General features: G+C 64.3%; 22 protein-coding genes and 3 tRNA genes. 4 read left to right on the top strand and 21 right to left on the bottom strand.

From position 1 onward, the window contains the following. The first annotated feature begins 34 nt into the window (after positions 1–34). Positions 35–2,038, top strand: coding sequence for a bifunctional tRNA (5-methylaminomethyl-2-thiouridine)(34)-methyltransferase MnmD/FAD-dependent 5-carboxymethylaminomethyl-2-thiouridine(34) oxidoreductase MnmC (mnmC, locus tag RN347_RS04025; protein WP_409365767.1), 2,004 nt, complete (start codon positions 35–37; stop codon positions 2,036–2,038). A gap of 11 nt (positions 2,039–2,049) precedes the next feature. Here the strand turns inward: mnmC and RN347_RS04020 are convergent, their stop codons facing one another. The 13 genes from RN347_RS04020 to ccmA all read right to left on the bottom strand — a co-directional run bounded on the left by RN347_RS04020 (position 2,050) and on the right by ccmA (position 17,153). After that, on the bottom strand, positions 2,050–2,325 hold the full coding sequence (locus tag RN347_RS04020) for a YheU family protein (protein WP_263584881.1): 276 nt from the start codon (positions 2,323–2,325) through the stop codon (positions 2,050–2,052). After that, entirely contained in the window at positions 2,322–4,358 is a 2,037-nt protein-coding gene (gene ligA, locus RN347_RS04015) for an NAD-dependent DNA ligase LigA (protein WP_311960265.1), read from the bottom strand. The genes RN347_RS04020 and ligA overlap by 4 nt, the downstream gene beginning before the upstream one ends. A 117-nt stretch (positions 4,359–4,475) precedes the next feature. Further along, positions 4,476–6,377 carry a cell division protein ZipA gene (gene zipA, locus RN347_RS04010; RefSeq protein ID WP_311960264.1) on the bottom strand — a complete coding sequence of 634 codons (1,902 nt, stop codon included), beginning with the start codon at positions 6,375–6,377 and terminating at the stop codon, positions 4,476–4,478. 592 nt (positions 6,378–6,969) lie between these two features. Next, positions 6,970–10,461, bottom strand: a complete 3,492-nt coding sequence (gene smc / locus RN347_RS04005; protein WP_311960263.1) for a chromosome segregation protein SMC — start codon at positions 10,459–10,461, stop codon at positions 6,970–6,972. A 33-nt stretch (positions 10,462–10,494) separates the two neighbouring features. Further along, on the bottom strand, positions 10,495–11,391 hold the full coding sequence (gene ccmI, locus RN347_RS04000; protein ID WP_311960262.1) for a c-type cytochrome biogenesis protein CcmI: 897 nt from the start codon (positions 11,389–11,391) through the stop codon (positions 10,495–10,497). Further along, positions 11,388–11,852, bottom strand: coding sequence for a cytochrome c-type biogenesis protein (locus RN347_RS03995; protein WP_409365766.1), 465 nt, complete (start codon positions 11,850–11,852; stop codon positions 11,388–11,390). Before RN347_RS03995 ends, ccmI begins: the two co-directional genes overlap by 4 nt. Next, a complete protein-coding gene (locus tag RN347_RS03990; RefSeq protein ID WP_311960260.1) occupies positions 11,849–12,373 on the bottom strand; it encodes a DsbE family thiol:disulfide interchange protein in 525 nt (174 codons plus the stop codon). Before RN347_RS03990 ends, RN347_RS03995 begins: the two co-directional genes overlap by 4 nt. After that, entirely contained in the window at positions 12,370–14,346 is a 1,977-nt protein-coding gene (locus RN347_RS03985) for a heme lyase CcmF/NrfE family subunit (protein WP_311960259.1), read from the bottom strand. The genes RN347_RS03990 and RN347_RS03985 overlap by 4 nt, the downstream gene beginning before the upstream one ends. A gap of 3 nt (positions 14,347–14,349) precedes the next feature. Continuing rightward, positions 14,350–14,850, bottom strand: coding sequence for a cytochrome c maturation protein CcmE (gene ccmE, locus RN347_RS03980; protein ID WP_263584888.1), 501 nt, complete (start codon positions 14,848–14,850; stop codon positions 14,350–14,352). After that, on the bottom strand, positions 14,840–15,067 hold the full coding sequence (gene ccmD / locus RN347_RS03975) for a heme exporter protein CcmD (RefSeq protein ID WP_311960258.1): 228 nt from the start codon (positions 15,065–15,067) through the stop codon (positions 14,840–14,842). The genes ccmE and ccmD overlap by 11 nt, the downstream gene beginning before the upstream one ends. After that, entirely contained in the window at positions 15,064–15,804 is a 741-nt protein-coding gene (locus tag RN347_RS03970; RefSeq protein WP_311960257.1) for a heme ABC transporter permease, read from the bottom strand. Before RN347_RS03970 ends, ccmD begins: the two co-directional genes overlap by 4 nt. Positions 15,805–15,813: 9 nt before the next feature. After that, positions 15,814–16,530 carry a heme exporter protein CcmB gene (gene ccmB / locus RN347_RS03965; protein WP_311960256.1) on the bottom strand — a complete coding sequence of 239 codons (717 nt, stop codon included), beginning with the start codon at positions 16,528–16,530 and terminating at the stop codon, positions 15,814–15,816. Next, positions 16,527–17,153 (bottom strand): cytochrome c biogenesis heme-transporting ATPase CcmA, encoded by a 627-nt coding sequence (ccmA, locus tag RN347_RS03960; protein WP_311960255.1) that lies wholly within the window; start codon positions 17,151–17,153, stop codon positions 16,527–16,529. The genes ccmB and ccmA overlap by 4 nt, the downstream gene beginning before the upstream one ends. Positions 17,154–17,428: 275 nt before the next feature. Here ccmA and RN347_RS03955 point away from each other — a divergent pair, with 275 nt between their 5' ends. Continuing rightward, entirely contained in the window at positions 17,429–17,830 is a 402-nt protein-coding gene (locus tag RN347_RS03955) for a LexA family transcriptional regulator (protein WP_263584893.1), read from the top strand. Positions 17,831–17,849: 19 nt separating this feature from the next. After that, positions 17,850–18,473 carry a YigZ family protein gene (locus RN347_RS03950; RefSeq protein WP_311960254.1) on the top strand — a complete coding sequence of 208 codons (624 nt, stop codon included), beginning with the start codon at positions 17,850–17,852 and terminating at the stop codon, positions 18,471–18,473. Positions 18,474–18,672: 199 nt separating this feature from the next. Here RN347_RS03950 and RN347_RS03945 read toward each other — a convergent pair whose 3' ends face one another. From RN347_RS03945 to RN347_RS03935, 3 genes are all read right to left on the bottom strand, one after another. Next, a complete protein-coding gene (locus tag RN347_RS03945; protein ID WP_263584895.1) occupies positions 18,673–19,992 on the bottom strand; it encodes a sodium ion-translocating decarboxylase subunit beta in 1,320 nt (439 codons plus the stop codon). A gap of 12 nt (positions 19,993–20,004) precedes the next feature. Next, a complete protein-coding gene (gene oadA, locus RN347_RS03940; protein WP_311960253.1) occupies positions 20,005–21,870 on the bottom strand; it encodes a sodium-extruding oxaloacetate decarboxylase subunit alpha in 1,866 nt (621 codons plus the stop codon). A gap of 84 nt (positions 21,871–21,954) precedes the next feature. Beyond that, complete coding sequence (locus RN347_RS03935; RefSeq protein ID WP_263584897.1) at positions 21,955–22,212, bottom strand: OadG family protein; 258 nt, start codon at positions 22,210–22,212, stop codon at positions 21,955–21,957. A gap of 125 nt (positions 22,213–22,337) precedes the next feature. Here RN347_RS03935 and RN347_RS03930 point away from each other — a divergent pair, with 125 nt between their 5' ends. Continuing rightward, positions 22,338–23,333 (top strand): tRNA-dihydrouridine synthase family protein, encoded by a 996-nt coding sequence (locus RN347_RS03930; RefSeq protein ID WP_311960252.1) that lies wholly within the window; start codon positions 22,338–22,340, stop codon positions 23,331–23,333. A 185-nt stretch (positions 23,334–23,518) separates the two neighbouring features. Here the strand turns inward: RN347_RS03930 and RN347_RS03925 are convergent. From RN347_RS03925 to RN347_RS03905, 5 genes are all read right to left on the bottom strand, one after another. Beyond that, positions 23,519–23,595, bottom strand: a tRNA-Arg gene (locus RN347_RS03925). A 111-nt stretch (positions 23,596–23,706) separates the two neighbouring features. After that, positions 23,707–23,783 (bottom strand) — tRNA-Arg (locus tag RN347_RS03920). A gap of 71 nt (positions 23,784–23,854) precedes the next feature. Continuing rightward, a tRNA-Ser gene (locus tag RN347_RS03915) sits at positions 23,855–23,947 on the bottom strand. A 125-nt stretch (positions 23,948–24,072) separates the two neighbouring features. Further along, positions 24,073–24,261 carry a carbon storage regulator CsrA gene (csrA, locus tag RN347_RS03910; RefSeq protein WP_252106858.1) on the bottom strand — a complete coding sequence of 63 codons (189 nt, stop codon included), beginning with the start codon at positions 24,259–24,261 and terminating at the stop codon, positions 24,073–24,075. A gap of 199 nt (positions 24,262–24,460) precedes the next feature. Further along, positions 24,461–25,711, bottom strand: a complete 1,251-nt coding sequence (locus RN347_RS03905; RefSeq protein WP_311960251.1) for an aspartate kinase — start codon at positions 25,709–25,711, stop codon at positions 24,461–24,463. Positions 25,712–25,781 lie beyond the last annotated feature (70 nt).

The raw sequence follows: 25,781 nt of genomic DNA, 5'->3' as shown, positions 1-25,781 counted from the left end.
GCTTTTCACGCTTGCCTCGACAACGGATATTCGTGTGACCCAGCGCCACCCTGTAATGCCGCCCCTGGAGACGTTGACCGCCCCGCCGCTGACCTGGGAAGACACCGCCCCGCACTCGAGTCAGTTCGGCGACGTCTATTTTTCCCGCGAGGACGGCCGCGCCGAAACCGAGCACGTGTTCCTGAACGCCAACCGGCTGCCCGAGCGCTTTGCCACCTGGCGCGAGCCACGGGCGTTCGTCATCGGCGAGACGGGCTTTGGCACCGGGCTCAACGTGCTCAGCGCCTGGGCGTGCTTCGAGAAGCACGCCCAGGCTGGCGCGCGCCTTCATCTGTTATCCACAGAGAAGTACCCAATGCCTGTCGAAGCGCTGTCCCGCGCTTTAAACGCCTGGCCCTCGCTTTCCCACTACGCCGACGCACTCTGCGCGCGCTGGCCCGCCCCCGTCGCCGGCATTCACCGGCTGCACTTGAGCGAGCGGGTGACGCTGGACCTTCACTTTGGCGATACCACCGAGCGTTTAACGCTGCTCGACGGCCGGGTCGACGCCTGGTTTCTGGACGGCTTCGCGCCCTCCAAAAACCCGGCAATGTGGCAGGACGCGCTGTTCGAGGCCATGGCGGCGCGCTCGCACCCCGGTGCGACCTTCGCCACCTTCACCTGCGCCGGTATCGTCAAGCGTGGGCTCAAGGCGGCGGGCTTTGCGATCCGTAAAGTGCCGGGCTTTGGGCGCAAGCGCGAGATGCTCGCTGGCGAGATCGACCACCCGCCGGTGGATAACCGCCGCCACCACACGCCCTGGTTCACTCCGCAAGCGCTGCAGCCAGTCGCGCACGTCGCGGTGATCGGCGCGGGCCTGGCCGGGGCCTGCACGGCGGCCGCGCTCGCCCGGCGTGGGGTGAAGGTCAGCGTGTTCGAGCGCGAAGCGCCGGGCGCCGGCGGCTCGGGCAACCGCCAGGGCGCGCTCTACGTCAAGCTCGCCGTCGAGACCAACCGGCAGAGCCGCTTCTATCTGGCGGGGCTTTTGTACAGCGCGCGCTGGTTGGGCGGGCTTCACGGGAGTGAGGCGTTCTGGTCGCCCTGCGGGGTGGTGCAGCTGGCGACCAGCGACAAGGAAGCGAGCCGCCAGCGCCGCTTTTTGGCGCGCCACCCGCTGGGGGATGCGGTGGTTCAGGCGCACCAGGGGGGGCTCGCCACGCTGGCGGGCGTCACAGGCGAGACCGAGCACGCGCTTTTCTATCCACAGGCGGGCTGGGCACGCCCCCAGAAACTTTGCCAGGCGCTGCTGGACCATCCGCGCATTACGCTCAAAAAAGCCGAGGTGAGCGCGCTTGAAGCCGATGCATCCGGCTGGCGCCTGACGCTTGGGGATAATACCGCCTACGAGGCGGATCAGGTCGTCATTGCCTGCGCGCACCAGGCAAACGCGTTCACCCAGACGCAAACGCTCGCCCTGCAAAAAGTGCGCGGCCAGGTGAGCTCGCTGGCGCTTCCCGAGGGCGTGAGCGCCCCGTCCAGAGTGGTGTGCGCCGGCGGCTACGTCTGCCCGCCTGTGGAGGGCGTGCTCACCTTCGGCGCAAGCTTCGTGCCCAACGACGGCGAGCGCGACCTGCGTGAGGCGGATCACCAGCGCAATATCGACGAGCTCAAGGCCGCACTGCCCGAATGGGTTGAGGCGCTCGAGCGCGCAAGCGGCCCATTGACGCCGGCAAGGCTCTCCGGGCGGGCCGCGATCCGCGCGGCGAGCCCGGACAAGACGCCTTACGCCGGGCCGGTACCCAACGCAGAGGCCTGGCAGCGCGACTACGCCGCGCTCTCGAAGGACGCCTCCCGCGTGGCGCCCATACCCGGCGCGCACCACCCGGGGCTCTGGGTGTCGGCGGCGCACGGCAGCCGGGGGCTTGCCAGCGCCCCGCTGTGCGCCGAGGTCATCGCCTCCCGGATGCTCAATGAGCCGCTGCCGGTCGAGGCCGCGCTCGCCGATCACCTGCACCCGGGCCGCCGGCTGATCAGCGCGCTGATTCGCGCCGATTCATAGGCAGTACGCGCTTAGTAGTCGCCCTCCTCCTCGTCGTCGGCGAGATCGCGGCCAAAGGCGCGCCACTGCTCGAGCGTCATCACTTCGGTGTACTCGAGCTCCAGATCGTGGGCGATGAGCAGCTCGCCGCGCTCGAGCTGGCGCTTGAGCTCGACTACCCAGCCGTGCATGCCCTCACCGCTGGTGTCGGTGGTGTCGTAGCCCTGTCGGGTCACGAACGCCTCGAGCAGAGCGTTCAGGGTTTCCGGCGGCAGCATGCGCGCCGGCACTTCGATGAATCGGCTCATTCGGCCTGCTCCCACTGCTTGAGTTGTTGCGTAAAGGCGGCCTCGTCCAGCACCTCGACCCCGAGCTCCTCGGCCTTGGCCAGCTTGCTGCCCGCCGCTTCGCCGGCGACCACGCAGGTGGTCTTTTTCGAAACGCTGCCGGCGACCTTCGCCCCCAGCGCCTGCAGGCGCGCCTTGCCCTCGTCGCGCGTCATGGTCTCAAGGCTTCCGGTGAGCACCCAGGTCTGGCCCTCCAGCGGCGTTGGGCCGCGCGTGACTTCCGCCTCCTCCCACGTGAGGCCGGAGGCGATCAGCGCCTCGATGGTTTCCCGGTTGTGCGGCTGCTGGAAAAACAGATGCACGTGGGCGGCGACGATCGGACCGACGTCGTTGACTGCTTCGAGCGCGGCCTGATCGGCGGCCATCAGCGCCTCGAGCGTGCCGAAGTGGCTCGCCAGATTCACCGCGGTCGCCTCGCCCACTTCGCGAATGCCGAGGGCATAGACGAAGCGTGCGAAGGTGGTGTTTTTGGCACTTTCGAGCGCCGCGACCAGGTTCTGCGACGATTTCGCGCCCATGCGCGGAAGTTCGGCCAGCCCCTCGGCGGTGAGACCGAACAGATCCGCCGGTGTCTTGACCCAGTCGCGCTCGACGAGTTGGTCGATGATCTTTTCGCCCAGCCCGTCCACATCCAGCGCCTTGCGGCTGGCGAAGTGCTTGAGCGCCTCCTTGCGCTGGGCGGGGCAGAATAGCCCGCCGGTACAGCGCGCCACTGCCTCGCCCTCGACGCGCTCGATGTCCGAGCCGCACACCGGGCAGGCGGTAGGAAACTCGATTACGCGGGCGGCCTTCGGGCGTTTGTCGGGGTCGACGCGCACGACCTGGGGAATGACGTCGCCGGCCCGGCGAATCGCCACGGTGTCGCCGATCATCACGCCAAGCCGTTCGATCTCATCGGCGTTATGGAGCGTGGCGTTGGAGACGGTGACGCCGGCCACGCTCACCGGCGCAAGCCTGGCCACCGGGGTGATGGCGCCGGTACGCCCGACCTGAAACTCCACGTCGTTGAGCGTGGTGACCTCCTCCTGGGCGGGGAACTTGAACGCCACTGCCCAGCGCGGCGCGCGGGCCACGAACCCGAGCTCGCGCTGGGCGCGCAGATCATTGACCTTGATCACCACGCCGTCGATGTCATAGCCCAGCTTCAAACGCTTCTCGCCCAGCGCGTCGCAGTAGCGGGCCACCGCGTCGGGGCCGGTGAGCGTTTCAAGCTCGCTGCTCGAGCGAAAGCCGAGCGTCTTGAGTCTGGCCATCAGTGCGGTGTGGCTGGTGTCGCCGGCATCCGGGTCGAGCCTGGCGACCTGGTAGGCGTGAAACTCCAGCGGGCGCTTGGCGGTGATGCGTGGGTCGAGCTGGCGCAGGCTGCCGGCGGCGGCGTTGCGCGGATTGGCGAACACCCGGCCCTCCTCTTCCCGAGCGCGCTCGTTGAGCGCCTCGAAACCTTCATGGCGCATGATGACCTCGCCGCGCACTTCCAGCAGCGCCGGGGCCGGGTCGCCCCGAAGGCTGAGCGGAATCGAGCGCAGCGTGCGCAGATTCGAGGTGATGCCTTCGCCAGTGCGCCCATCGCCGCGGGTCGCGCCGTGGGTCAGCACGCCCTGCTCGTACACCAGCGACACCGCCGCGCCGTCGAGCTTGGGCTCGCAGCTGAATTCGATCTCGCTTGCGTCACACTCCAGGCGCTCGGCCACGCGCTCGGCAAAGGCGAAGATGTCGTCGCGGTCAAAAGCGTTGTCCAGTGACAGCATCGGGGTAGCGTGGGCCACCGCGGGAAAACCTTCCGCTGGCGCCGCACCTACCCGCTGGGTAGGCGATTCCGGCGTAACGAGCTCCGGATGCTTCGCCTCGATCTCTTTCAGCGCCTGCAGCTTGCGGTCGTAGTCGGCGTCGGTCAGCGCGGGCTCGTCGAGCACGTAGTAGCGGTGGTTGGCGTCGTCGAGCTCGGCGCGAAGCGAGGCGAGCTCTTCGAGCACCTCAATAGAGGGCTGACTCATGCGTTGGGGTTCCGTGAAGCGGGTCTCTGATGGACATATCCTAAAGCCTGGCAGCCAGCGGCTCCAGAAACAAAAACACCCGCCTTTTCAGGCGGGTGTTTTCATACAGACGAAGTGCTAGCGGGCGTGGCGCTGTAGCCGGTGACGGCGTTCGAACTCGTGGACCCGCTGGCGGGCGAACTCGATGGTTTGCGCCGTCATGACGCTGCGGTTTTCGTCCTTGAGCTCGCCGCCCATGTGACGCACCACTACCATGGCGGTTTCCACCATCGCCTCGAACGCGGCGGCGCTGTCGAGCGCGCCGGGCAGCGGCATCAGGAAGGTGACGCCGGGCGTGGCGAACTCGTCCATCTGCTCGATGGGGAAGGTACCGGGCTTGACCACGTTGACCATGGAGAACTGCAGCGCACTGTCGTCGCTTTCGGTCTCGAAACGGTGGAACACGCCCATGGCGCTGCAGTAACGAAGCCCGCAGGCCATCATCAGCTCCAGCAGTTTGCCGCCGTCGAAGCCGTCTTCATCCCGGGAAAGCACGCTGATGACGACCATTTCCGACGCGTCGGTTAGTGCGTCCCTGGCGCGAGCGCCAGAAACGTCGTGGCGAAGCGCTTTCGCAAGCGTCGGATGCACGCATACGCTGCTCTCTTCAAACGCCGGCGCATCGCTGTACTCGTCGCCGTACTCGTCAGGGTAATCGCCATCGTCGCGGTCGTCGCTCCGGGGCTCGGCAAAGCGCTCGTCATAACGGCGCTCCCCCCCCTGGCGGCGCAGCGCGCTCATGGAGGGCTCGGCGCTGTAAAGCTCATCGTTTTCGAACCGGGTCGCGCTGTTGGCAGCTTCAAGCTCGCGGGCTCGGGCATTTTCCTGAGCAATGCGCGCCTTTTCGGCCTCGGCGGCCTCCTTGGCTTCACGGCGCTGCTCGGCTTCCAGCGCCTTACGCTCAGCTTTTTGCTTGGCCAACGCCTTCGCCCGCTCGGCTTTTTCTACCTTTTTACGCTCGCGGGTCTGGCGGTGCTCGATCATCCGACGCTTGAACGAGCGCCCGATGCCTTCGAAATCGACCAGCCGGTACTCGTCGACGGTATCGTCGTCGAGCTCGCCGGCGGTATGGGCGCGCAGCTGGCGCCGCTTGCGCGCCTCGGTGCTCTTGACGTGCGCAGCGGTGTCTTCGGGCTCGGCACGAAGCACCGGCTCCTGCTCGGCGGCCGGGGCCGATTCGCTTGCCGCGACGGCCTCGTCACTTGAAAGCGGTTCCGGGCGCGAAGCGGGCGTTTCCGAGGTCATGCTCGGGTCGATCGTTTCATCAAGCGGTGCGGGCTTAGCCTGAACCGGTGCAGGCTCGGCCGGGGCAGCAGAAAGGGTCGGCTCGACCGGCTCGACGGACGACGCGCTACTCTCGGGCGCCGGCTCGACGAAAAGGCTGGGCTCCTGACGCTCCGCGCCGTCCAGGGCGGGCTCGGTAGCGGGTTGCGGCGCCGGGCTTACGGGCTCATCGGTGGCGAAGGAAGGGGCTGATATTTCAGACGCTGAAGCATTTGCGGCAGACGTTTTAGGTGCAGGCGTTGCTGCTGATGCTTTAAAAGCAGCGCGTTTGGAGGCGCCGGGCTGGGCTTGAGAGGCGCTTTCAGCGTGCTCATCGCTGTAGCCGCCTTCATAAGCAAACTGCTGGCCGCCGGCCGCCTTTTTGGAACGCGTGGCTGCCCGCGAGAACGAACGTTTGAAATCGGAGAGTACGCGGGACGGGCCTGGGTGCTCCTGACGCTCCAGCTGCGGCTTTTTGCCCAAACCGCTGTAGTCGGCGGGTTTGACTACGCGCGCGCCTCCGTTGGGAAGCTCCCAGTTGATTTCGGCTTCCTTGGCCTCGTCATCGAACTCCTCTGCCGACGCTTTAGGCAGGTTATCGACCGCCTGGTCGAGCCTTGGCACTCGGCGCTGGCGCTGAAGCCTTCGAACCCCATCGACCACGATAAGCGACACCAACGCCAATCCCAGAATGATTAACCACTCTCTTAATTCCATGTCGAGCATTCCATGGGTCATTTTAACCGGTTAAAGGCGCTACCCTTGATGATCATTCGCGTCCATCCAAACGCTGCACCGACCACCAAACATAGTGCGACTGCTATAAAAAGGACAACGTGTGCTTGCTCTACGCGGGCTATCCGCCATTTCGATCAATACTCGACAGAGTAAATCCGGCGCTTGGACAAACGGTAACGCTAAAAGTGCCATCCTAGCGCTTGTTCGGGCCAACGCTATTCGACACGTGGGCCGCGGGCCCTTTAGCGGTCGGCGAGTCTTTGATGACGCTCCGTCCCGCTTATAAATGTGCTCAGTGTAGAAGCGTTAACCCATGATGACAAAATCTTACCGCCATACTCGCTCATTAAACAAGCACAACTCGGGATTATCGCGACAAGTGCTCAAGAGTTGGCGTTAGTTTGATTAAAAAGAGCGCTATAACGAAACTCGTTAAGCGCTCCTTTTATACTATATATATGTCCAGCCGCTATTTTTTTCATCAATGGGATCAAACGCTCCGCGCCCACGCTATCGGCTGGCATCGATACGTCGGATAAAGGGCGCCTTTCATGGGGCCTGCCCTCGTTCTTTAGTCGACCAAAGCGGCGGCTTCGTCGATACCGACCGACACCAGCCTTGAGACGCCGGGCTCCTGCATGGTGACACCCATCAGCCGTTCGGCAGCCTCCATGGCGATCTTGTTATGGGTGATGTAGATGAACTGGACGTTCTCCGACATCTCCTTGACCAGTTTGGCGTAGCGGCCGACGTTGGCATCGTCCAGCGGCGCGTCGACCTCGTCGAGCATGCAAAACGGCGCCGGGTTGAGCCTGAAGATCGAAAACACCAGCGACAGCGCCGTCAGCGCCTTTTCACCGCCGGAGAGTAGGTGAATGGTGCTGTTCTTCTTGCCCGGCGGGCGCGCCATGATCGCCACCCCCGTCTCCAGCAGATCCTCGCCGGTGAGCGTGAGCCACGCCGCGCCGCCGCCGAACACCCGCGGGAAGAGTTCCTGCAGCCCGGCGTTGACCTGATCGAAGGTGTCGCGAAAGCGCACCCGGGTCTCCTGGTCGATGCGCTTGATCGCCCGTTCCAGGGTCTCCAGCGCCTCGGTCAGCTCGGCGTGCTGGGCTTCCAGGTAGTTGCGCCGCTCGGCCTGCTGGTCGTACTCCTCGATCGCCGCCAGGTTGATCGCACCAAGCTTTCGGATCTTCTCCGAGGTGTTTTCCAGAAGCGACTGCCAGCGCGACTCCTCGGCATCATCGGCAAGCCCGTTGGCGAGCGCCTCGACATCGTGGCCGAGCTCGGCCAGCGCCTCGTCCTGGGTGGCGGCCTTGAGGGTCAGCGCCTGCACCTCCATGCGAAGCGTCTGGAGCTGTTCGCGGCTCTGCTCCAGAGTGCGCTCGTGATTTTGTCGGGCGAGCTCGTCATTTCTGAGCTGTTCGGTGATGACCTGGGCCTGCTCGCGGGTGTCACTCAGCCGGGCCTGGCGCTGCTCGCGCTCATGGAAAAGCTCCTCGAGCTCTTCAGCAGCGAGTTCGTCGGGCTCTCTTAGCGCCTCGCGGGCCTCTTCGAGCTCTTCGATACGCAGCGTCAGGCGCTCGTCGCTCTCCTTGGCGCGGGCCTGCTGGGCGCGCAGGCTATCGCGCTCGGTGTTGAGCCGCTCGCGCTCCAGCGCCAGCGACTGCTGGCTCGCCTTGAGCGGGGCCTGCTCGCGGCTCAAACGCTCGAACTCCTCCCGGGCGCGGGCGCGCTGCTCCACGCTCTCCTCGCGGGCGGTGGCCGCCTCGTCGAGCTTTGCCATGGCGTCGTTCCAGCGCTCGCGCTGCTCCTCGAGGTTCAGCGTAAGCGTCGCCTCGTCCTCCTTGAGGGTGACAAGCTCGTCGTCGATCTCGGCGGCGCGGCCCTCCAGGTGTTCGAGGCGCTGCGCCAGGCGCTGCTCCTTGACCGCGAGCTGCTGGCGAAGCGCACCGTGTTCGCGCTCGGCCTGGTCGCGCTCGCCGCGCTCGTGCTCGAGATTTTCAAGCTGTTCGGCGAGGCTTTCGCACTGCGCGTCCAGCGCTTCGAGCGCCTGCTCGAGCGCCTCCTGCTCCCGGCTGAGTTCGTCGAAACGCCGGCGAGTCACCAGCAGCGCATCGACGCCCTGCCCGCTCGCTTTCTGCGAAAGCCACCCCGGCCCGCACCAGAGCCCTTGCCGACTGACCGCGCTCTCCCCTGCAGGCAGACGGGCGGCAAGCGCCTGGGCCTCGTCATCGCGCTCAAAAACGTGAATGCGCGCGAGCCACTCACTAAGCGCCCCGGCGCCGTCCACCTTCGCATCGAGCCGGCCGTCGTTGTGTGTCCTGGGAGCGGTGGCGTCGATCAGGCACCAGTCGGTGGCCAGCGCCTCGGGCAGCTTTGATAGCGCCGCGCCGTCCACCATACGAGCATTGAGCCAGGGCGCGAGCAGCCAGGAGACGACCGATTCCCAGCCGGGCGCGGCCTGCAGGGTTTCGCCGAGCCTCGGGGCGCTCTCGAGGCCCAGCGCCTGGAGATGGCCATCGAGCGCCGGGTCGTGGTCGGCAAGCGCCGCGTCGATCAGCGCCTTGAGTGAGGCGAGTTCGCCCTGGCAGCGGCTCAGTTCCCCACGCTTGTCATCGCGGGTCTTGAGCGCGCGCTGGTGCGCACCTTTGGTGTCGCTGATGCGCTGCTGGGCCTGCTCGCGCTCGGTTTGAAACTGCTCGACGCGCCACTCGGCCGCTTCGAGCTCGGTCTGGCTTTGAGCGTGCTCCTGGCGCACGGCGTTGGTGTCGTCAAGATCGCCGCGCTGCTGCTCGCGGCGCTCACGCTCGCCCTGCAGGCGCTTGATGCGCTGCTCCAGATCGGCCACCTGGTCCTGGCCGCGCTCGGCGCTGCGGCTGGCGTCGCGCCAGCGGGCGTCGAGGTCGGCAAAGTGCTGCTCGGCGTGCTCGAGCGTCGGCTTGATGCCGGCTAACGCCTCCTCCAGCGCCTCGAGCTGCTCCTCCAGGCCTTCGAGCTCCGGCAACAGCGTCTCCCAGCGCTCGTCGATCGCACTCAGGCGCTCGCGGTCGCCTTCGCTCACCCGGCGCTGCTCATCGAGATCGCGCCGGGCGGTGTCGATATCGCTTGCCAGCTGGCTTTCGCGGCTCTTGCGGTGGGCCTGGTCCTGCTCAAGGCGGGCGATGCGCGTGGTGGTCTCGAAGAACTGCTGCTGGTGACGCTCGAGCACCTCGGCGAGTTCGTCGTGCTGGGCGCGGGCCTGCTCGAGGCGGGTTTCGCAGGCGCGCACGCCGAACACGTCCTTCTCGACGCTGATTTCGAGCTCGCGCACACGGGCTTCCTGGCGGGTCTGCTCGGCACGCAGGGCGCGACCGCGAATCAGCGCAAGCTCGCCCTTGAGCTGGTACTCCTGGGATTTCAGCGTCTGGTAGCGCTTGGCGGCCTCGGCCTGGCGCTTCAAGCGCTCGAGCTGCTTGTCGAGCTCTTCGCGAATGTCATCCAGGCGCTCCAGGTTCTCCTGGGTGCGGCGCATGCGGTTTTCGGTTTCGCGGCGGCGCTCCTTGTACTTGGAGATGCCGGCGGCCTCTTCCAACGTGGCGCGCAGATCGTCCGGGCGCGCCTCGATCAGCCTGGAGATCATGCCCTGACCGATCAGCGCGTAGGAGCGCGGGCCGAGCCCGGTGCCCATGAACAGGTCCGCGATATCCCGGCGGCGGCACTTCTGGCCGTTGAAGAAGTAGTTGGATTGGCCGTCGCGAGTGACCAGACGCTTGACGGCGATTTCCGAATACTGGGCGTAGGCACCGCCCATGGCGCCGTCGCGGTTGTCGAACTTGAGCTCGATGGCGGCCTGGCCGACCGGCTTGCGCCCGGTGGAGCCGTTGAAGATGACGTCCGCCATCGACTCGCCGCGCAGGGTCTTGGCCGAAGACTCGCCCATCACCCAGCGCACTGCGTCGATGATGTTGGACTTGCCGCAGCCATTGGGGCCGACGATCGCGGTCATGTTGCCATCGAAGGGCACCGTGATGGGATCGACGAAGGATTTGAACCCGGTAAGGCGTATGGACGTTAGGCGCATCGCGGCTCTTTGAAAACGGAAAAAACGAGCGGGCTATTCAAACACACCATCGGTCGAAACGTTAGCCTCACTCGATGCCATACGCGCCTGGGCTTCGCGAATGCCGTCGCGCAGCGCCTCGCTCGTCTCGCCCTCGCCAAGGCTTGCCAGCGCCCGGCGCCAGCGGTCGATGGCAAGCGCGTAATCGCCTTCGCCAAAGGCGTGAACGCCGAGAAGGCTCAGGATTTTGGGCTGGCGCGGGTCCAGCGCCAGCACTTCGTCGACCAGCGCCTGCACCTCGGGGGTCAGCGTGCGCTCGGCCATGAAAAAGCGCAGCTCGGCGAGTTCGCTCAAAAGCGCCGGTGCGCGGCCTTCGATAGCGATCAGCCGGTTCAGCGCCTTTGCCGCCTGCTCGAGCCGGCCGGTTTCGCGATAGAGCGTGAACAGCGTTCCCCAGACGTTGGGGTTACCGGGCTGGCGGCCAGCCTCGGCTTCCAGCGGTGCAATGTAGCTCTCGAAAGAGTGCCCCGGGGTGCTCTCCCAGGCACTTCGCAGCGCGTAGAGCCGCAGATCACCCTCGGCGCCGCTTCGCTGGTAGCCGACCACCGCCGCGACGAGCACCGCTACCGCCACCAGCGGCACGACCCGCCGCCCGGCGCCTGGCTTTTTCAGCGCGCGTTTGGGCGCGGGCGCGGTGTCCTCAAGAAGGCTTCGCTCGAGCTCGAGTTTGTCCTCGTCAAAACGCGCCTGGTCGATGTCGCCACGATCGAGTGCGCTTTCCAATGAGGTGAGCCGGCGGCGAAAAATGGCGACGTTCTGGCGGTTGGCATCATCGCGCTCTTCAAAACGGCGCTGAGCCTCAAACAGCGCCCGCGCTCGCCAAAGCGGCGACAGCATCAGCCAAAGCGCCGGTAGCGCCGTGATCAGAAGTGCGATCCAGAGCGGCGTCATGGGCTCTTCTCCTCGTCGATCAGCGCCTCGAGGCGGGCGCGCTCTTCGCGGCTCAGCGCGCGATGCGACGCCTGGCGTCGGGAGCGCACGATCAGCGAAAGCACCAGCGCGGCGAGGACCACAAGCGCCACCGGGATGCCCCAGAGCAGGTAGGTGCGGTTTTCAAGGCGCGGGTTGTAGAGGATGTACTCGCCGAAGCGCTCCACCATGTGATTGACGATTTCGCCATCCGACTGCCCCTGGTGGAGCAGCTCGAAAACGCGCTGACGCATGTCGGCGGCGATGGGCGCGCTGGAGTCGTCGATCGCCTGGTTTTCGCACAGCGGGCAGCGCATCGAAGCGGTCAGATCGACGTAGCGCCGCTCGAGCACCGGATCACTGAACTCGCGCACCTCGATCGCCGCCAGCGCCGAGCCGGCCACCAGTAGCAGCGCCAGTACTCCCACTAACCGCCGGATCATCGCCACTTCTCCACCTCCGGCAGGATCTGCTCCTGGACATCGCTTGGTGAGATATAGCCCTTGTGGTGGTAGCGAATCACCCCCTTTTCATCGACCAGAAAGGTTTCCGGCGCGCCGTAGACGCCAAGATCGAAGCCCAGCGCGCCGTCGGGGTCGAACACGTTGACCTCGAAGGGATTACCGTACTGCTGGAGAAATTCGGTGCCCTTCTCGCGGGTATCGCGGTAGTTCACCCCGACCAGACGGATGCCGTGATCGGCCAGTTCCAGAAGCTGGGGCATCTCCTGCTTGCAGGCCGGGCACCACTCGCCCCACACGTTGACCAGCGTCAGCTGGCCGTGCAAAAGCGACTCGTCCACGCGGCGCGTCTCGTCGCCAAGCGTGGTGGCGCTAAAGGCGGGAAACTCGCGGGCCATGAGTGCCGAGTCGCGCTGGCTTGGGTCGCGCGAAAGCCCCTGGTAGAAAAACAGCGCGATGCCGACGAAGCCGAGCGGCAGCAGTAGCAATAGCCAGCGTCTCATGGCGTGACCTCGCGTTGGATGGGGGAAGACGCGCGCCGGTAGCGCCGGTCGATCACCGCCAGCACGCCGCCAAGCGCCATCAATAGCGCCCCGAGCCAGAGCCAGCGCACGAAGGGCTTGTACTGCACGCGCATGGCATAGCTGCCGTCGTCGAGGTCTTCGCCCATCGCCACGTAAAGATCGCGAAAAATCCCGGGGCTCAGCGCGACCTGGGTCATGGGCATGCCGGTGGCCAGATAAAGCCGCTTTTCCGGGCGCATGATGAACGCGCGCCCGTCGCCGCCCTTGCGCACCTCGATCACCGAGGTATCCGCCAAAAAGTTCGGCCCGCGGCGGCTAGTCAGCTCGCGCATGGTGAACTCATAGCCCGCTACCTCGACCGCGGTGTCCGGCGCCATGCGCACGTTGCGCTCGACGTTGTAGTTCGACACCACCGTCACCCCGACGATGGTCACGGCGAGTCCCACGTGGCCGAGCACCATGCCCCAGTAGGCGAGCGACAGCTTGCCAAGCCCGCGCCGGACCGAGCTCGCCCGGCGGCAGGTCGCGACCACGTCGCGAACCAGCGGCAGCACAATCCAGAGTGCGGCCAGAAGCCCAAGGCTCACCCACGGGTTCCAGCGCCCGGCGAAGAGCAGCGGCGCCGCCATGCTGAACACGAGCGCGGCAAGCCCGGAGAGCCACAGCGTACGCTTGAGCTCGACAAAGGGCATGCGCTTCCAGCGCGCCACGGGGCCTGCCCCCATGAACAGGCACATCACCAGGGTAAGCGGCACGAACAGCGCGTTGAAGTACGGCGGGCCGACGCTGATCTTGCCAAGGCCCAGCGAGTCCAGAATCAACGGGTAAACGGTGCCGAGCAGCACCGTGACGGTCATGATTACCAAGAGGAAATTGTTGATCAACAACAGCGCGTCCCGCGAGCACCAGCTAAAGCCGACCCGGTGGCTGACCCGGGGCGCACGCAGCGCGAACAGCAAAAGCGACAGTGTCACCGTTACACCCAGCAGCACCAGGATGAAAAAGCCGCGGGCCGGGTCGTTGGCGAAGGCGTGCACCGAGGTGAGCACGCCGGAGCGCACTAAAAACGTGCCCATCAGCGAAAGCGCAAAGGTGGTGATCGCCAGAAGTACCGTCCAGCTTTTGAAGGAGCCGCGCTTTTCGGTCACCGCCAGCGAGTGCAAAAGCGCCGTGCCGGTCAGCCAGGGCAGAAGCGAAGCGTTCTCGACCGGGTCCCAGAACCACCAGCCGCCCCAACCAAGCTCGTAGTACGCCCACCAGCTGCCAAGCGCGATGCCCACGGTCAAAAACGCCCAGGCCAGATTCGCCCAGGGCCTGGCCCAGCGCGTCCAGGCCGCGTCGAGGCGCCCGCCCATCAGCGCGGCGATGGCGAAGGCGAAGACCACCGAAAAACCGACGTAGCCCATGTAGAGCATCGGCGGATGGATCACCAGGCCGAAATCCTGCAGCAGCGGATTCAAGTCGGCGCCGTCGCCGGGCACGTTGGGCAGCAGCCGCTCGAAGGGGTTGGAGGTAAGCAGTATGAAAAGCAGAAAGCCGACGCTCACGAGCCCCATCACGCCAAGCACGCGGGCGACCATGTCGCGGGGCAGCGCGCGGGAGAAGCGCGAGGCGGCAAAGCCCCAGCCCGCGAGCATCAAACTCCACAAAAGTACCGAGCCTTCGTGATTCCCCCAGACGGCACTGGCCTTGTAGTACCAGGGCAGCAACGAGTTGGAGTTGTTGGCCACGTTGGCCACGCTGAAGTCGTCGAGCAGGTAGCTTGCAGTCAAACACACGTAAGCCGCGCCCAGAAACAGAAACTGCCCCGCCGCCATCGGCGCCCCGTACGCCATCCAGAGCGGGCGCCGGCTCGCGCTTCCGGCCAGCGGCAGGATCGCCTGAAGCGCGGCCATCGAAAGCGCCAGAATCAGCGCGAAGTGGCCGACCTCGGGAATCATCCGTATCCACATGGGCTAGTCGTCCTCGCGGGTCGGCGCCGCCAAACGCTCGGCAACGCGCGCGGCCTTTTGCTGGTAGTCCGACGGCGCGTAGCCCGCGTCTTCCAACGCCTTTGCCACTTCCGGCGGCATGTAGTTTTCATCGTGGCGGGCAAGCACCTTGTCGGCGCGAATTCGCCCATCGCGCTGGAGTTCGCCGACCACGACCACGCCCTGACCTTCGCGAAAGAGATCCGGCAGGATGCCGCTATAAAAGACCTCGACCTCCTCCACGTAGTCGGTAACGACGAAGTCGACATCGAGGCTTTGCGGGTCGCGGGCGACCGACCCCTCCTTGACCAGGCCCCCGGCGCGAATCTGGCGCTCGAGCGGCGCTTCGCCCATCGCGATCTGCACCGGGCTAAAAAACAGGTTGATGTTGGCGCGCAGCGCATAGAGCGTTAGCCCCAGAGCCACCGCCGCCAGCACCACCAGCCCCAAAAGCGCGAACAGTCGCTGTTGTCGTTTAGGCGTCATCGCTGACCTCGGTTGGCGTGGGGGTGGAGGGAGACTCGGTACGGGCGCGCTCGCGCCGGGCGCGCCGTGAGAGCGCCTTGAGCAGCGCGCGTCGCTCGAGCATCGCCTGCCAAAAGCAGAGCAACAGCAGCGCCGCGGTGACGCCCCAGGCCGACCAGACGTACACGCCGTGGCCGCCCATGGCGAAAAACGCGCCGAGTGAGTCGAAGGCGCTCATGAAGAGGACTCCGTGAGCGCGCGCACCCAGCGCTTGTCGCCTTCGCGCCTTAAAATTTCGCTGCGCACGCGCACAAGCGTCAGCGCCGCGAAGAAGCTATAAAAGCCTATCACCATGAGCAAAAGCGGCAGCCACATCGACGCCGGCATGGCCGGGCGCTCGGTGAGCGAGAACGTGGCGGACTGGTGGAGCGTATACCACCACTCGACCGAATACTTGATGATCGGAATGTTGATCACCCCCACCATGGCGAGAAGCGACGCCGCCCGAGCCCCGCTTTGGCGGCTACCAAAGGCGCCGCGCAGTGCAATCACGCCCAGATAGAGAAACAGGAGAATCAGCATCGAGGTGAGCCTTGCGTCCCACACCCACCAGGTGCCCCAGGTCGGCACGCCCCACACGGCGCCGGAAAACAGCGCCGTAAACGTCATCACCGCGCCAAACGGCGCCATCACCGCGGCGGCCATGTCGGCCACCTTGATCTTCCAGACCATGAACACCAGGCTTGAAAACGCCATCGCAATGAATACCGATTGGGCCAGGAGTGCTGCCGGCACGTGCACGTAGATGATGCGAAAGCTCTCGCCCTGCTGATAGTCCGCCGGCGCGAAAGCCAGCCCCCAGACGCCCCCCGCGCCAAGTGACAGCGCCGCCAGCGTCCAGCACCAGGGTGTGAGCCGGCCGCTTAGCCGGTAAAACCACTGGGGTGATCCAAACTTGTGCACGATGGCCCACATGGCGGCTCCTCAACCGTTGAGACTGATACGAAGCGACGCGGCGATCGCCCAGGGGGCGAGCATCAGCGAAAGCGCCAAAAGCGCCCCCAGAATCGCGAGATAAGGCAAGGCGCTTTGCCCGGCGATGGCCGCCTCGACGGCGCCGGTACCAAACACCAGCACCGGAATGTAGAGCGGCAGGATCAAAAGCGAGGTCAGCACGCCGCCGCGAGCAAGCCCCACCGTGAGCGCCGCGCCGATCGCGCCGACCAAACTGAGTATGGCGCTGCCAAGCAGTAACGACAGCGTCAGCACCGCGTAGCTGCCCGCGGGAAGCGCCAGGAGCGTTGCGAGCAGCGGCGCCGAAAGCGAAAGCGGTAGCCCCGTTATCAGCCAGTGCACGCACACCTTGGCAAGCGTTTGGGTCCAAAGCGGCTGCGGCGCGAGCATGAGTTGCGCAAGGCTCCCATCCTCGAAGTCGCCGCGAAAGAGCGTATCCAGCGACAGCAGCGCGGCCAGAAGCGCCGCCACCCATAAAAGCCCTGGCGCTATCACGGCCAAAAGCTTGGGGTCCGGCGAAATGCCGATCGGAAAGAGCGTGATCACCAGCGCGTAAAAGACCAGCGGGTTGAGCGCCTCGCCGCGGCGGCGAAACGCCAGTGTGAGCCCGCGCGAGAGCGTGGCGATGAACGCACGCCCGGCCCCGTGAGGCGCCGCCCTTAATGCGCCGTCATTGCTGGCGCTCATGCCGACCCCAGCTGCAGGCGGCGCACCCGCTCGAGCCCGCCAAGCGCGTGGTGAGTGGTGATGATGACGCTTCCCCCCGTTCTGGCGTGGTGCGAAAGCCGCTGCTCCAGCATCAAAACGCCTTCGCGGTCGAGCGCCGTAAAGGGCTCGTCGAGCACCCAGAGCGCCCGGGGTGTGAGCGTCAACCGGGCAAGCGCCACGCGCCGGTTCTGGCCGGCGGAGAGCCGCCCGACGGGCGTATCCTCGAACCCGGCAAGCCCGACATCATTAAGCGCCCGCTCGCAGCCAGCCTCATCCGGCGGCTCACCGCCCAGCGCCTGATACCAGGCCAGATTCTCGAGCGGCGTCAGCCCCGCCTTCACGCCGGGCGCGTGGCCCAGATAGAGCAGGTTCGCCAGAAACACATCGCGGCAGGTGCGAAGGGGCTGACCATTGAACTCAAGCGCGCCTTCATAATCGTCGAGCTGCCCGGAGAGAATCTTCAAAAGCGTGGTCTTGCCGCTGCCGTTAGGCCCCTCGACGCGCAGGATCTCGCCGCGTTCAAGCGTCACGTTCAAGCCCACGAACAGCCAGCGGTCGTCGCGCTCGCAGGCAAGCTGTCGGGCTTGAAGGCGCAGGCTCAAGGGGCATCTCCAGGGCGTGAAGTTCGCGCGCACTGTACACAAAAATGCGCTTTCCCGCCAGCAAGCCGGCCCCGGTAAGCGACGTGAACGCCGCTCGCGCCTGACGTTGCGGGTACGAGCGGTCAAGCGTTGAAACCGGTCTCCAGGTAAACGCCCTACAGGGGTAGCACTGTATTTAAAAACAGGTTTATACTCCAACCACTGTATGAAAAGACATGCTCTGCGCTTTTCACTTGTTCACGCCCAGGGAGCGGGCGATTGCTGGAGAGAAACCGATGATCGCATCACGACCGATTGAGCCTGCCACCGCCTCGCGCGTCGCGGCCAGCACGCGTAACCCCGCCCTTAAGCGGGTAACCGGTGAGCAGCGTGAAGTCACCCGGCGCAACACCTATGCGCTGCGCGTTCGCGGTCATCGCATGCAGCAGTACAATCTGTTTGACGGCGACGTGATTGTGATTCACCGCCAGCAGCGCGGTGGCCACCGGGAAATCGCCACCGCGACGATCAACCAGCGCGAAATCGCTCTCAAGGAGCTGTCGATCAGCCGGCTTGGCCTGCGCCTGTGCGCCGAAGGCGAGGCGATGCCGACGGTTTTCCTGCATAATAGCGATATACAGGTGCTGGGCATGGTGATGGGCGTTGAAAGCCCCGCCGCAACCACTCGGCGCCACTAACCGTTTCAGGGAGCCCCGCTTGCGCTACCGAGCCCCCGACCTTGCGCTCGACACCCGTTTTGAAGCCGAGCTTGTCATCGAGAAAAGCCAGTTCATCGCCTGGCTTTGCCACGCACCGACGCCAGAGGCCTTCGAGACGCTTTTAAAAGCGGCGCGGTCGGCGCACCCAAGCGCCAGCCACCACTGCAGCGCCTTCATTGCCGGCCCGCCCGGCGAGCAGACCCATATCGGATTTTCTGACGACGGCGAGCCCGGCGGCACCGCGGGGCGGCCGATGTATCAGGCACTTTCGGGAAGCGGGCTCGGTGAAATCGGCTGCGTGGTCATCCGCTACTTCGGCGGCACCAAACTCGGCACCGGCGGGCTGGCCCGTGCCTATGCTCAGTCGGTGAATAAAGCCCTCGAGACGCTGCCTACGCGCGAAATCGTCGAGCGTACGTCCTACCGTGTAAAGGTCGATTTCGCCCAGGAAGCCCAGACCCGCGCCTACTTCGACGAACAGAGCGCGCCCATTACGGGTGCCGACTACGACGGCCAGGGCGTGACGCTGACCGTCGCCTGGCCCACCGACGAGCCGGCGGATTTCACCGTGCTCGAAAGTCGCCTGAAAAGCGCGCTGGACATTCAACGCGTCAAAACCTGACACGCCCCACTCGAAAGCGGGGCGTGTCAGTTGGCCCATTCGTCTAATCCGGTGCAGGAAGCGGTGTCGCCCACCCCTACGTGAGGCGCTGTGAACCCCTCCCTGAGCGCTACTTTCGCCATCCCTGGCGAAAGACCCTCACTACGGGCTGCTCGACACCGCGCCACGTTCTCTGACGCTTTCACTTACACCGCGGCTTTTAGCCCAGATACTTGATCATTACCCCGGCAGCCACCGCCGAGCCGATAACGCCGGCCACGTTCGGGCCCATGGCGTGCATCAGCAGGAAGTTGTGCGGGTTCGACTCGAGCCCCACCTTGTTGGCGACCCTCGCGGCCATCGGCACGGCGGAAACGCCAGCGGCGCCAATCAGCGGGTTGATCGGCATTTTGCTCACCAGGTTCATCAGCTTGGCCATCAACACGCCGGCGGCGGTGCCGATGCCGAAGGCCACGATGCCCAGACCCAGAATGCCCAGCGTCTCGAAGGCAAGAAAGCTTTCGGCCATGAGCTTCGAGCCCACCGAAAGCCCCAGTACGATGGTGACGATGTTGATCAGCGCGTTCTGGGCAGTGTCTGCCAGCCGCTCGACCACACCGCATTCGCGCATCAGGTTACCAAAGCAGAACATGCCCAGAAGTGGCGCGGCGTCCGGCAGAAACATCGCCACCAGCAGCAGCAAAATGATCGGAAAGACGATCTTTTCGAGCTTCGAGACCGGACGCAGCTGCGTCATGGCGATCTTGCGCTCCTTGTCGGTGGTCAACAGGCGCATGATCGGCGGCTGGATCAGCGGTACCAGCGCCATGTAGGCGTAAGCCGCCACGGCGATCGCCCCCAGCAGTTCCGGGGCCAGCACGCTCGAGACATAAATCGAGGTCGGCCCGTCCGCGCCGCCGATGATGCCGATCGCCGCGGCCTGATTGAGCGAAAAGTCCATCACGCCCATCGAGGTGAGCAGCACCGCGCCAAAAAGCGTCGCGAAGATGCCGAACTGCGCCGCCGCGCCGAGAAACAGCGTACGCGGGTTGGCCAACAGCGGGCCGAAGTCGGTCATCGCCCCCACGCCCATGAAAATCACCAGCGGCGCGATGCCCGAACCGATGGCCACGCTGTAGAAGTTGTAGAGCACGCCGTTGCTGTAGCCTGCCGCCACGGCGATGTCGCGGGCGGCGCGCGCTGCTTCCGGGGCGGCGTCGTGCGCGACCACCTTGAGCGCTTCGCGCCAGGCCTCCAACCCTGCCGCCGGGTCGAGCGCCACCCCCAGGGCGGCGCCGATCTGCTCCAGCAGCGCCGGGCGCGCCACATCGATCGCCTGATCGAGCGCCGAAATCGCAAGCCCCGCCTCGGGGATATTGGCCAGAATCCCGCCAAAACCGATCGGCACCAGCAGCAGTGGCTCGAACTTCTTGTAGATGGCGAGATACAAAAGCACCAGCGCCACCACCATCATGACCGCCTGGCCGAGCTGGAGGTTATAAAGCCCCGAGCCTTCCCACAGGGTAATCAATTTATCCATTATCGGATGCCCTTAAAGCTCGACCAGAGAGTCGCCTACGGCGACGCTGTCGCCTTCGCTCACGTTGACGCTGGACACCGTGCCGCCGCTCTGGGCGCGCACCTCGGTTTCCATCTTCATGGCTTCGAGAATGATCACCACGTCGCCTTCACTCACCTGATCACCCACCTTCACGTTGACCTTGAAGATGTTACCGGCCAGCGGCGCATCGATGCTCTCCCCGCTCGAAGCAGCCGGCTCGCTCGTTGGCGCCGGCGCCGATGACGCGCTGGTGTCAGTGATTTGGCCAATATCGCCGCCTTCGGCGACCTCGACCACGTAGGCCTTGCCGTTGAGCTTGACGGTATAGGTCTCGGGTCCGGCGGCCGTTGCCGCACCAGCCGTCGCTGCGCTGGCCGTTGCCGCGGCGGCCGATGCCGGTGACTGAGCTTTGGACTTGTCGTCACCCCTGGCTTGCTCGACCTGGGGCGCGGGCTCGAAGGCGTCCGGGTTGTCGCGGTTTTTCAGGAACTTCAGGCCGATCTGTGGAAACAGCGCGTAGGTCAGCACGTCGTCGATGCGCTGCTCGCCTTCGCTCAGGCGAATGCTCTCGGCGCTCGCCTTCTCTTCGAGCTCGCTTTTTAGCCGCTCCATCTCGGGCGACAGGTTGTCTGCCGGGCGGCAGGTGATCGGCTCACCGCCTTCCAGTACGCGCGTTTGAAGCTCCGAATTGAACGGCGCGGGCGCGGCCCCGTATTCACCTTTCAACAGCGCCTGCACTTCCTTGGAGATCGACTTGTAGCGCTCATTCATCATCACGTTCATCACCGACTGGGTGCCGACGATTTGCGAGGTCGGCGTTACCAGCGGTATGAAACCCAGGTCTTCACGCACCCGCGGAATTTCCTCGAGCACGTCGTCGAGCCGGTCGCCGGCGCCCTGCTCCTTGAGCTGGCTCTCCATGTTGGTGAGCATGCCGCCGGGCACCTGAGCGGTCAGGATGCGCGAGTCGATGCCTTTGAGCGAGCCTTCGAAGGCGGCGTACTTCTTGCGCACCTGACGGAAATAGCCGGCAATGTCCTCGAGCGCCTCAAGATCGAGGCCGGTGTCGCGGTCGGTGTCCTTGAGCATTGCCACTACGGATTCGGTCGGGCTGTGGCCGTAGGTCATCGACATCGATGAAATCGCGGTGTCGACGTTGTCCACGCCGGCCTCGACTGCTTTCAAGATGGTCGAGGTCGAAAGCCCGGTGGTCGCGTGGCAGTGCAGGTGAACCGGAATCGACAGCGCCCTTTTCAGCCGCGTGACCAGCTCGAAAGCGGTGTAAGGCGTCAAAAGGCCCGCCATATCCTTGATCGCCAGCGAGTCGGCGCCCATCCCGGCGATGGTCTGGGCAAGCTCCACCCAGCTGTCCAGGGTATGAACCGGGCTTACGGTGTAGGAGATGGTGCCCTGGGCATGGCCGCCGACCTGGCGCACGGCCTTGATCGCGCGCTCCAGGTTACGTGGGTCGTTCATGGCGTCGAACACGCGAAACACGTCGACGCCGTTGGTTTTGGCGCGCTCGACGAATTTATCGACGACGTCATCGGCGTAGTGGCGGTAGCCCAGCAGGTTCTGGCCGCGCAGCAGCATGGCCTGAGGTGTGTTGGGCATCGCTTCCTTGAGCGCGCGAATACGCTCCCAGGGATCTTCGCCCAGATAGCGAATGCAGGCATCGAACGTCGCCCCGCCCCAGGTCTCCAATGACCAGAAGCCGATTCTGTCGAGCTTTTCGGCAATCGGCAGCATATCGTCCAGGCGAAGGCGCGTAGCGAACAGCGATTGGTGGGCGTCGCGCAACACGACATCGGTGATGCCCAGCGGGCGGGGTTTCTCGTGTGTGAGTGGCTCGTTCATGGCTCGTTTCCAAAATTGTTTTGTTAGTAAACTTAACAAAAAAAGCCGCTTTATCTTTGTAAAGTTCGCTAGTCAGCGGTGTCGCTATCGGGTACGCGAACTGCGGTAACGATGCACCGCGGCAGAGATGACCGCCACGACCTCGTCGTCCTGACCCGCCGGGGTCGCGCCAGCGCTGGATTTGACGCGCGTTGGCGTGGATTCGGCGGCGGGCTGCATGCGCGTTATCAGCGCCGACATCAGCACTACGCTGATCACCAGTATGGTAAGAAAAACAAACACAAAGCCCATCCCCAATCCCATCAGGGCCAGCCCTTCCTGTAGCAGCTCTTCTTCTTGCACGGTTTTCTCCCGAATGATCCCATCGATTGGCGCGCCGGGCTTTTGCAAAGGCGCTTGGCGCAGTAAGGACAATCCTCTAACCTGCCATATCCAGCATATATTGCAATGCCGCAAAAGTGGAAGTCATGGTTGTTAATTTACTACAAAAGGGGGAAATCGGCCTGGCGCCGATGGAGGGTGTCATCGACGCTCTCACCCGCGATTTGCTCACCCGAGAGCGCGGCTTCGATTGGACGGTGACCGAGTTCGTACGCGTGGTGGATGCGCGCCTGCCACCCCGAGTGTTCTACAAGCACTGCCCGGAGCTCGAGCACCCGCCGGTCGCCACGCCCAGCGGCGTGCCGGTGCACCTGCAGCTTCTGGGTTCTGACCCGGTGGCGCTGGCTGCCAACGCGCGTCAGGCGCTCGAGCTGGGCGCGGTCAGCGTGGATCTGAACTTTGGCTGCCCGGCCAAACTCGTCAACCGCCACGACGGCGGCGCCTCGCTGTTGCGCCGCCCGGAGCGGGTCTTTCGCGCGGTGAGCGCGGTGCACGAAGCCCTGGAGGGGCGCATCCCGGTCACGGCAAAGATTCGTCTGGGCTTTTCCGATCGGCGCCTGGCGGTGGCCTGCGGCCAGGCCGCCGAGGCGGGTGGCGCCGCAAGGCTGGTGGTGCACGGGCGCACCCGTGACGAAGGCTATCGGCCGCCGGCGCACTGGGAGTGGATCGGGCGCATCCGCGAGCGGCTCTCGATCCCGGTGGTGGCCAATGGCGATATCTGGACGCTGGAGGATTACTGGAAGGCGCGCACGCTTTCGGGCTGTCGCGACGTGATGCTCGGGCGCAGTGCGCTGGCGGACCCCTGGCTTGCCCCGCGCATTCGTCACTGGCTGGACACCGGCGAGCGCCTGCCCGACACCAGCTGGGCGATGCGCGCAGGCGTCATCGCCGAGTACGCAAGGCGCCAGCGCGAAGCGCTGCCCGAGCGCGTGGTCGTGTCGCTGGTCAAGCAGTGGCTGGCCCAGATGCGCCAGGCAAGCACCGAGGCCAACCAGCATTTTCAGCGCTTGAAGCGCATCGCCGAACTCAACGTGCTGCTCGCCGAGCTCGCCCCAACCCCCAGGGCGTGCGCCCTCGCCTAGCCATTAGCCAAAAAAAAACGCCTGACCACGTAGCGTGGCAGGCGTTTTAAACGACCGCAGAGAGCGCGAGCAGCTCTCATGCACAGGCTCCATCCTCCTGAACCAGCCTGCGGGGCGCGTCTGGCGTGTTTACATGGCGCCGACGCAGAAAACCCGCCTCAAAAGAGACGGGTTTTCCTGGAATTTGGCGCGCCCGGGAGGATTCGAACCTCCGACCCTCTGATTCGTAGTCAGATACTCTATCCAGCTGAGCTACGGGCGCTTTAAAAAATGTCTTGCTGCTTGCTTGTATGCCAGCCACTTCCTGCCTGCATACTTTTTTTGATCCAAATCGCCAGATTCAATCGTGCGACTCAATCAAACAACCTGTGGATGGCGCGCCCGGGAGGATTCGAACCTCCGACCCTCTGATTCGTAGTCAGATACTCTATCCAGCTGAGCTACGGGCGCATATCCAATGAAAACTCGCTCGATTCCAAAATACTTCGAAACGTAAAACGATTTTCAACAAGTTCGGCAGTTGGCGGAGAGAGAGGGATTCGAACCCTCGATAGGGCTATAAACCCTATACTCCCTTAGCAGGGGAGCGCCTTCAGCCACTCGGCCACCTCTCCTCAACGGCACGGCGCGAATATTACCGATTATGCGTTGGGTTGTCCAGACTTAAGCAGAAATTTTTTCGCACCGGCTTCATGTTAGCGCTTAGACGCCCTCTAGTGGACGTGGGATAAGCCGCCATTTATTCAGGTTCGCTTTCAGTGTCACGCTCGCGCTGAATGCGCTGGTAGATCTCTTCGCGATGTACGGCGACATCCTTGGGAGCATTCACACCAATTCTGACCTGATTACCTTTTACTCCCAACACTGTGACGGTGATCTCATCACCTATCATCAGCGTTTCGCCTACGCGGCGCGTTAGGATGAGCATGGCTGATCTCCTTCTCAGACGTTTGTACAACGAACCGTGTCCGCCAGAGGCGTCACCGTCGCTATTATGCGACAAAGCGACACCAGTCACCAACGACTGTTGCCTCTGGCTCCATGACACGTTAAGCATTCGCTGTAAGTGAGCTCACCACCGTTGGCAGCAAGTTACCTATTAGCGTAGAAGGTTTAGAGCACAAATGTTATTCAGATTCTATATTTGTGCTGTCCAAACCGAACGCCTTGTGTAGCGCGTTCACCGCCAGTTCCATATGCTTTTCATCGATGACCACGGAAATCTTGATTTCCGAGGTGGAGACCATACGGATATTGACGTTCTCATCGGCCAATACACGAAACATCTTCGAGGCAACGCCGGCGTGAGAGCGCATGCCGACACCCACCAGCGAGACCTTGGCGATGTTGTCGTCACCGCGCAGCTCACCGCCGCCCAGATCCGGAATCACGCTCTCTTCCAGAAGCTTTTTGGTCGCCTTGTAGTCGCCCTTGGCCACGGTGAAGGTGAAGTCGGTGTAGTCGCCGGCGGGGGCCACGTTCTGCACGATCATGTCGACTTCGATGTTGGCGTCGGCGATCGGGCCGAGAATGCGTGAGGCGACACCCGGCACGTCTGGCGTATGCAAAAGGGTCAGCTTGGCTTCGTTCTTGGTAAAGGCGATACCGGAGATCAGCGGTTCTTCCATGGAATCCTCGTCTTGGTCAGAATCAGCAACAATTAGGGTACCGGGGCCATCCTCGAAACTGGACAGCACCCGAAGCGGAACGTTGTACTTGCCAGCGAACTCTACCGCGCGAATCTGCAGCACCTTGGATCCCAGGCTTGCAAGCTCCAGCATCTCCTCGACGGTGATGCTCGTAAGGCGCTGCGCCTTCGAGCAGACGCGCGGGTCGGTGGTGTAGACGCCGTCGACATCGGTATAGATCTGGCACTCGTCGGCACCGAGCGCCGCGGCCAGGGCCACGCCGGTGGTGTCCGAGCCGCCGCGACCGAGGGTCGTGATGTTGCCCTCTTCATCCACGCCCTGAAAGCCCGCCACGACCACGACCTTGCCTTCGTCGAGGTCGGTCTTGAGATCGTCGGTTTCGATGCGCTGAATGCGCGCCTTGGTGTAAGCGCTGTCGGTATGGATACCCACCTGGGCGCCGGTGTGCGAAGTCGCCGACACGCCGAGCTGCTGCAGCGCCATCGCCAGCAGTGAAATGGTGACCTGCTCGCCGGTGGAGAGCAGCATGTCCATTTCGCGCGGCGCCGGGTCTTCGTTGAGCGCGTGGGCCATATCGGTGAGGCGGTTGGTCTCGCCGCTCATGGCGGAGACCACCACCACGATCTGGTGGCCCTGGTCGCGAAAGCCTTTTACCTTTTCCGCCACGGCCTTGATCCGGTCGACGGAGCCGACCGACGTACCGCCGAACTTTTGTACGTATAGTGCCATATGCCATTTTCCCTATGCGTTCGGAGTAAAAGAGTAATAGTAGACTAGCGGGAAATTAGCGTTGGAAACA

Source organism: Halomonas sp. PAMB 3264 (genome assembly GCF_031954245.1).
In the GTDB taxonomy this organism is placed as follows: domain Bacteria; phylum Pseudomonadota; class Gammaproteobacteria; order Pseudomonadales; family Halomonadaceae; genus Vreelandella.
Note: the sequence above shows the minus strand (reverse complement) of the source record. Positions and strands in the feature narration are given on the sequence as shown.

What these genes read in the sequence shown, in the direction of transcription:
- RN347_RS04020 (WP_263584881.1), bottom strand. Translation starts at nt 2,325, where the DNA reads ATGAGCCGATTCATCGAAGTGCCGGCGCGCATGCTGCCGCCGGAAACC.
- ligA (WP_311960265.1), bottom strand. Translation starts at nt 4,358, where the DNA reads ATGAGTCAGCCCTCTATTGAGGTGCTCGAAGAGCTCGCCTCGCTTCGC.
- zipA (WP_311960264.1), bottom strand. Translation starts at nt 6,377, where the DNA reads ATGGAATTAAGAGAGTGGTTAATCATTCTGGGATTGGCGTTGGTGTCG.
- smc (WP_311960263.1), bottom strand. Translation starts at nt 10,461, where the DNA reads ATGCGCCTAACGTCCATACGCCTTACCGGGTTCAAATCCTTCGTCGAT.
- ccmI (WP_311960262.1), bottom strand. Translation starts at nt 11,391, where the DNA reads ATGACGCCGCTCTGGATCGCACTTCTGATCACGGCGCTACCGGCGCTT.
- RN347_RS03995 (WP_409365766.1), bottom strand. Translation starts at nt 11,852, where the DNA reads ATGATCCGGCGGTTAGTGGGAGTACTGGCGCTGCTACTGGTGGCCGGC.
- RN347_RS03990 (WP_311960260.1), bottom strand. Translation starts at nt 12,373, where the DNA reads ATGAGACGCTGGCTATTGCTACTGCTGCCGCTCGGCTTCGTCGGCATC.
- RN347_RS03985 (WP_311960259.1), bottom strand. Translation starts at nt 14,346, where the DNA reads ATGTGGATACGGATGATTCCCGAGGTCGGCCACTTCGCGCTGATTCTG.
- ccmE (WP_263584888.1), bottom strand. Translation starts at nt 14,850, where the DNA reads ATGACGCCTAAACGACAACAGCGACTGTTCGCGCTTTTGGGGCTGGTG.
- ccmD (WP_311960258.1), bottom strand. Translation starts at nt 15,067, where the DNA reads ATGAGCGCCTTCGACTCACTCGGCGCGTTTTTCGCCATGGGCGGCCAC.
- RN347_RS03970 (WP_311960257.1), bottom strand. Translation starts at nt 15,804, where the DNA reads ATGTGGGCCATCGTGCACAAGTTTGGATCACCCCAGTGGTTTTACCGG.
- ccmB (WP_311960256.1), bottom strand. Translation starts at nt 16,530, where the DNA reads ATGAGCGCCAGCAATGACGGCGCATTAAGGGCGGCGCCTCACGGGGCC.
- RN347_RS03955 (WP_263584893.1), top strand. Translation starts at nt 17,429, where the DNA reads ATGATCGCATCACGACCGATTGAGCCTGCCACCGCCTCGCGCGTCGCG.
- RN347_RS03945 (WP_263584895.1), bottom strand. Translation starts at nt 19,992, where the DNA reads ATGGATAAATTGATTACCCTGTGGGAAGGCTCGGGGCTTTATAACCTC.
- oadA (WP_311960253.1), bottom strand. Translation starts at nt 21,870, where the DNA reads ATGAACGAGCCACTCACACACGAGAAACCCCGCCCGCTGGGCATCACC.
- RN347_RS03930 (WP_311960252.1), top strand. Translation starts at nt 22,338, where the DNA reads ATGGTTGTTAATTTACTACAAAAGGGGGAAATCGGCCTGGCGCCGATG.
- csrA (WP_252106858.1), bottom strand. Translation starts at nt 24,261, where the DNA reads ATGCTCATCCTAACGCGCCGCGTAGGCGAAACGCTGATGATAGGTGAT.
- RN347_RS03905 (WP_311960251.1), bottom strand. Translation starts at nt 25,711, where the DNA reads ATGGCACTATACGTACAAAAGTTCGGCGGTACGTCGGTCGGCTCCGTC.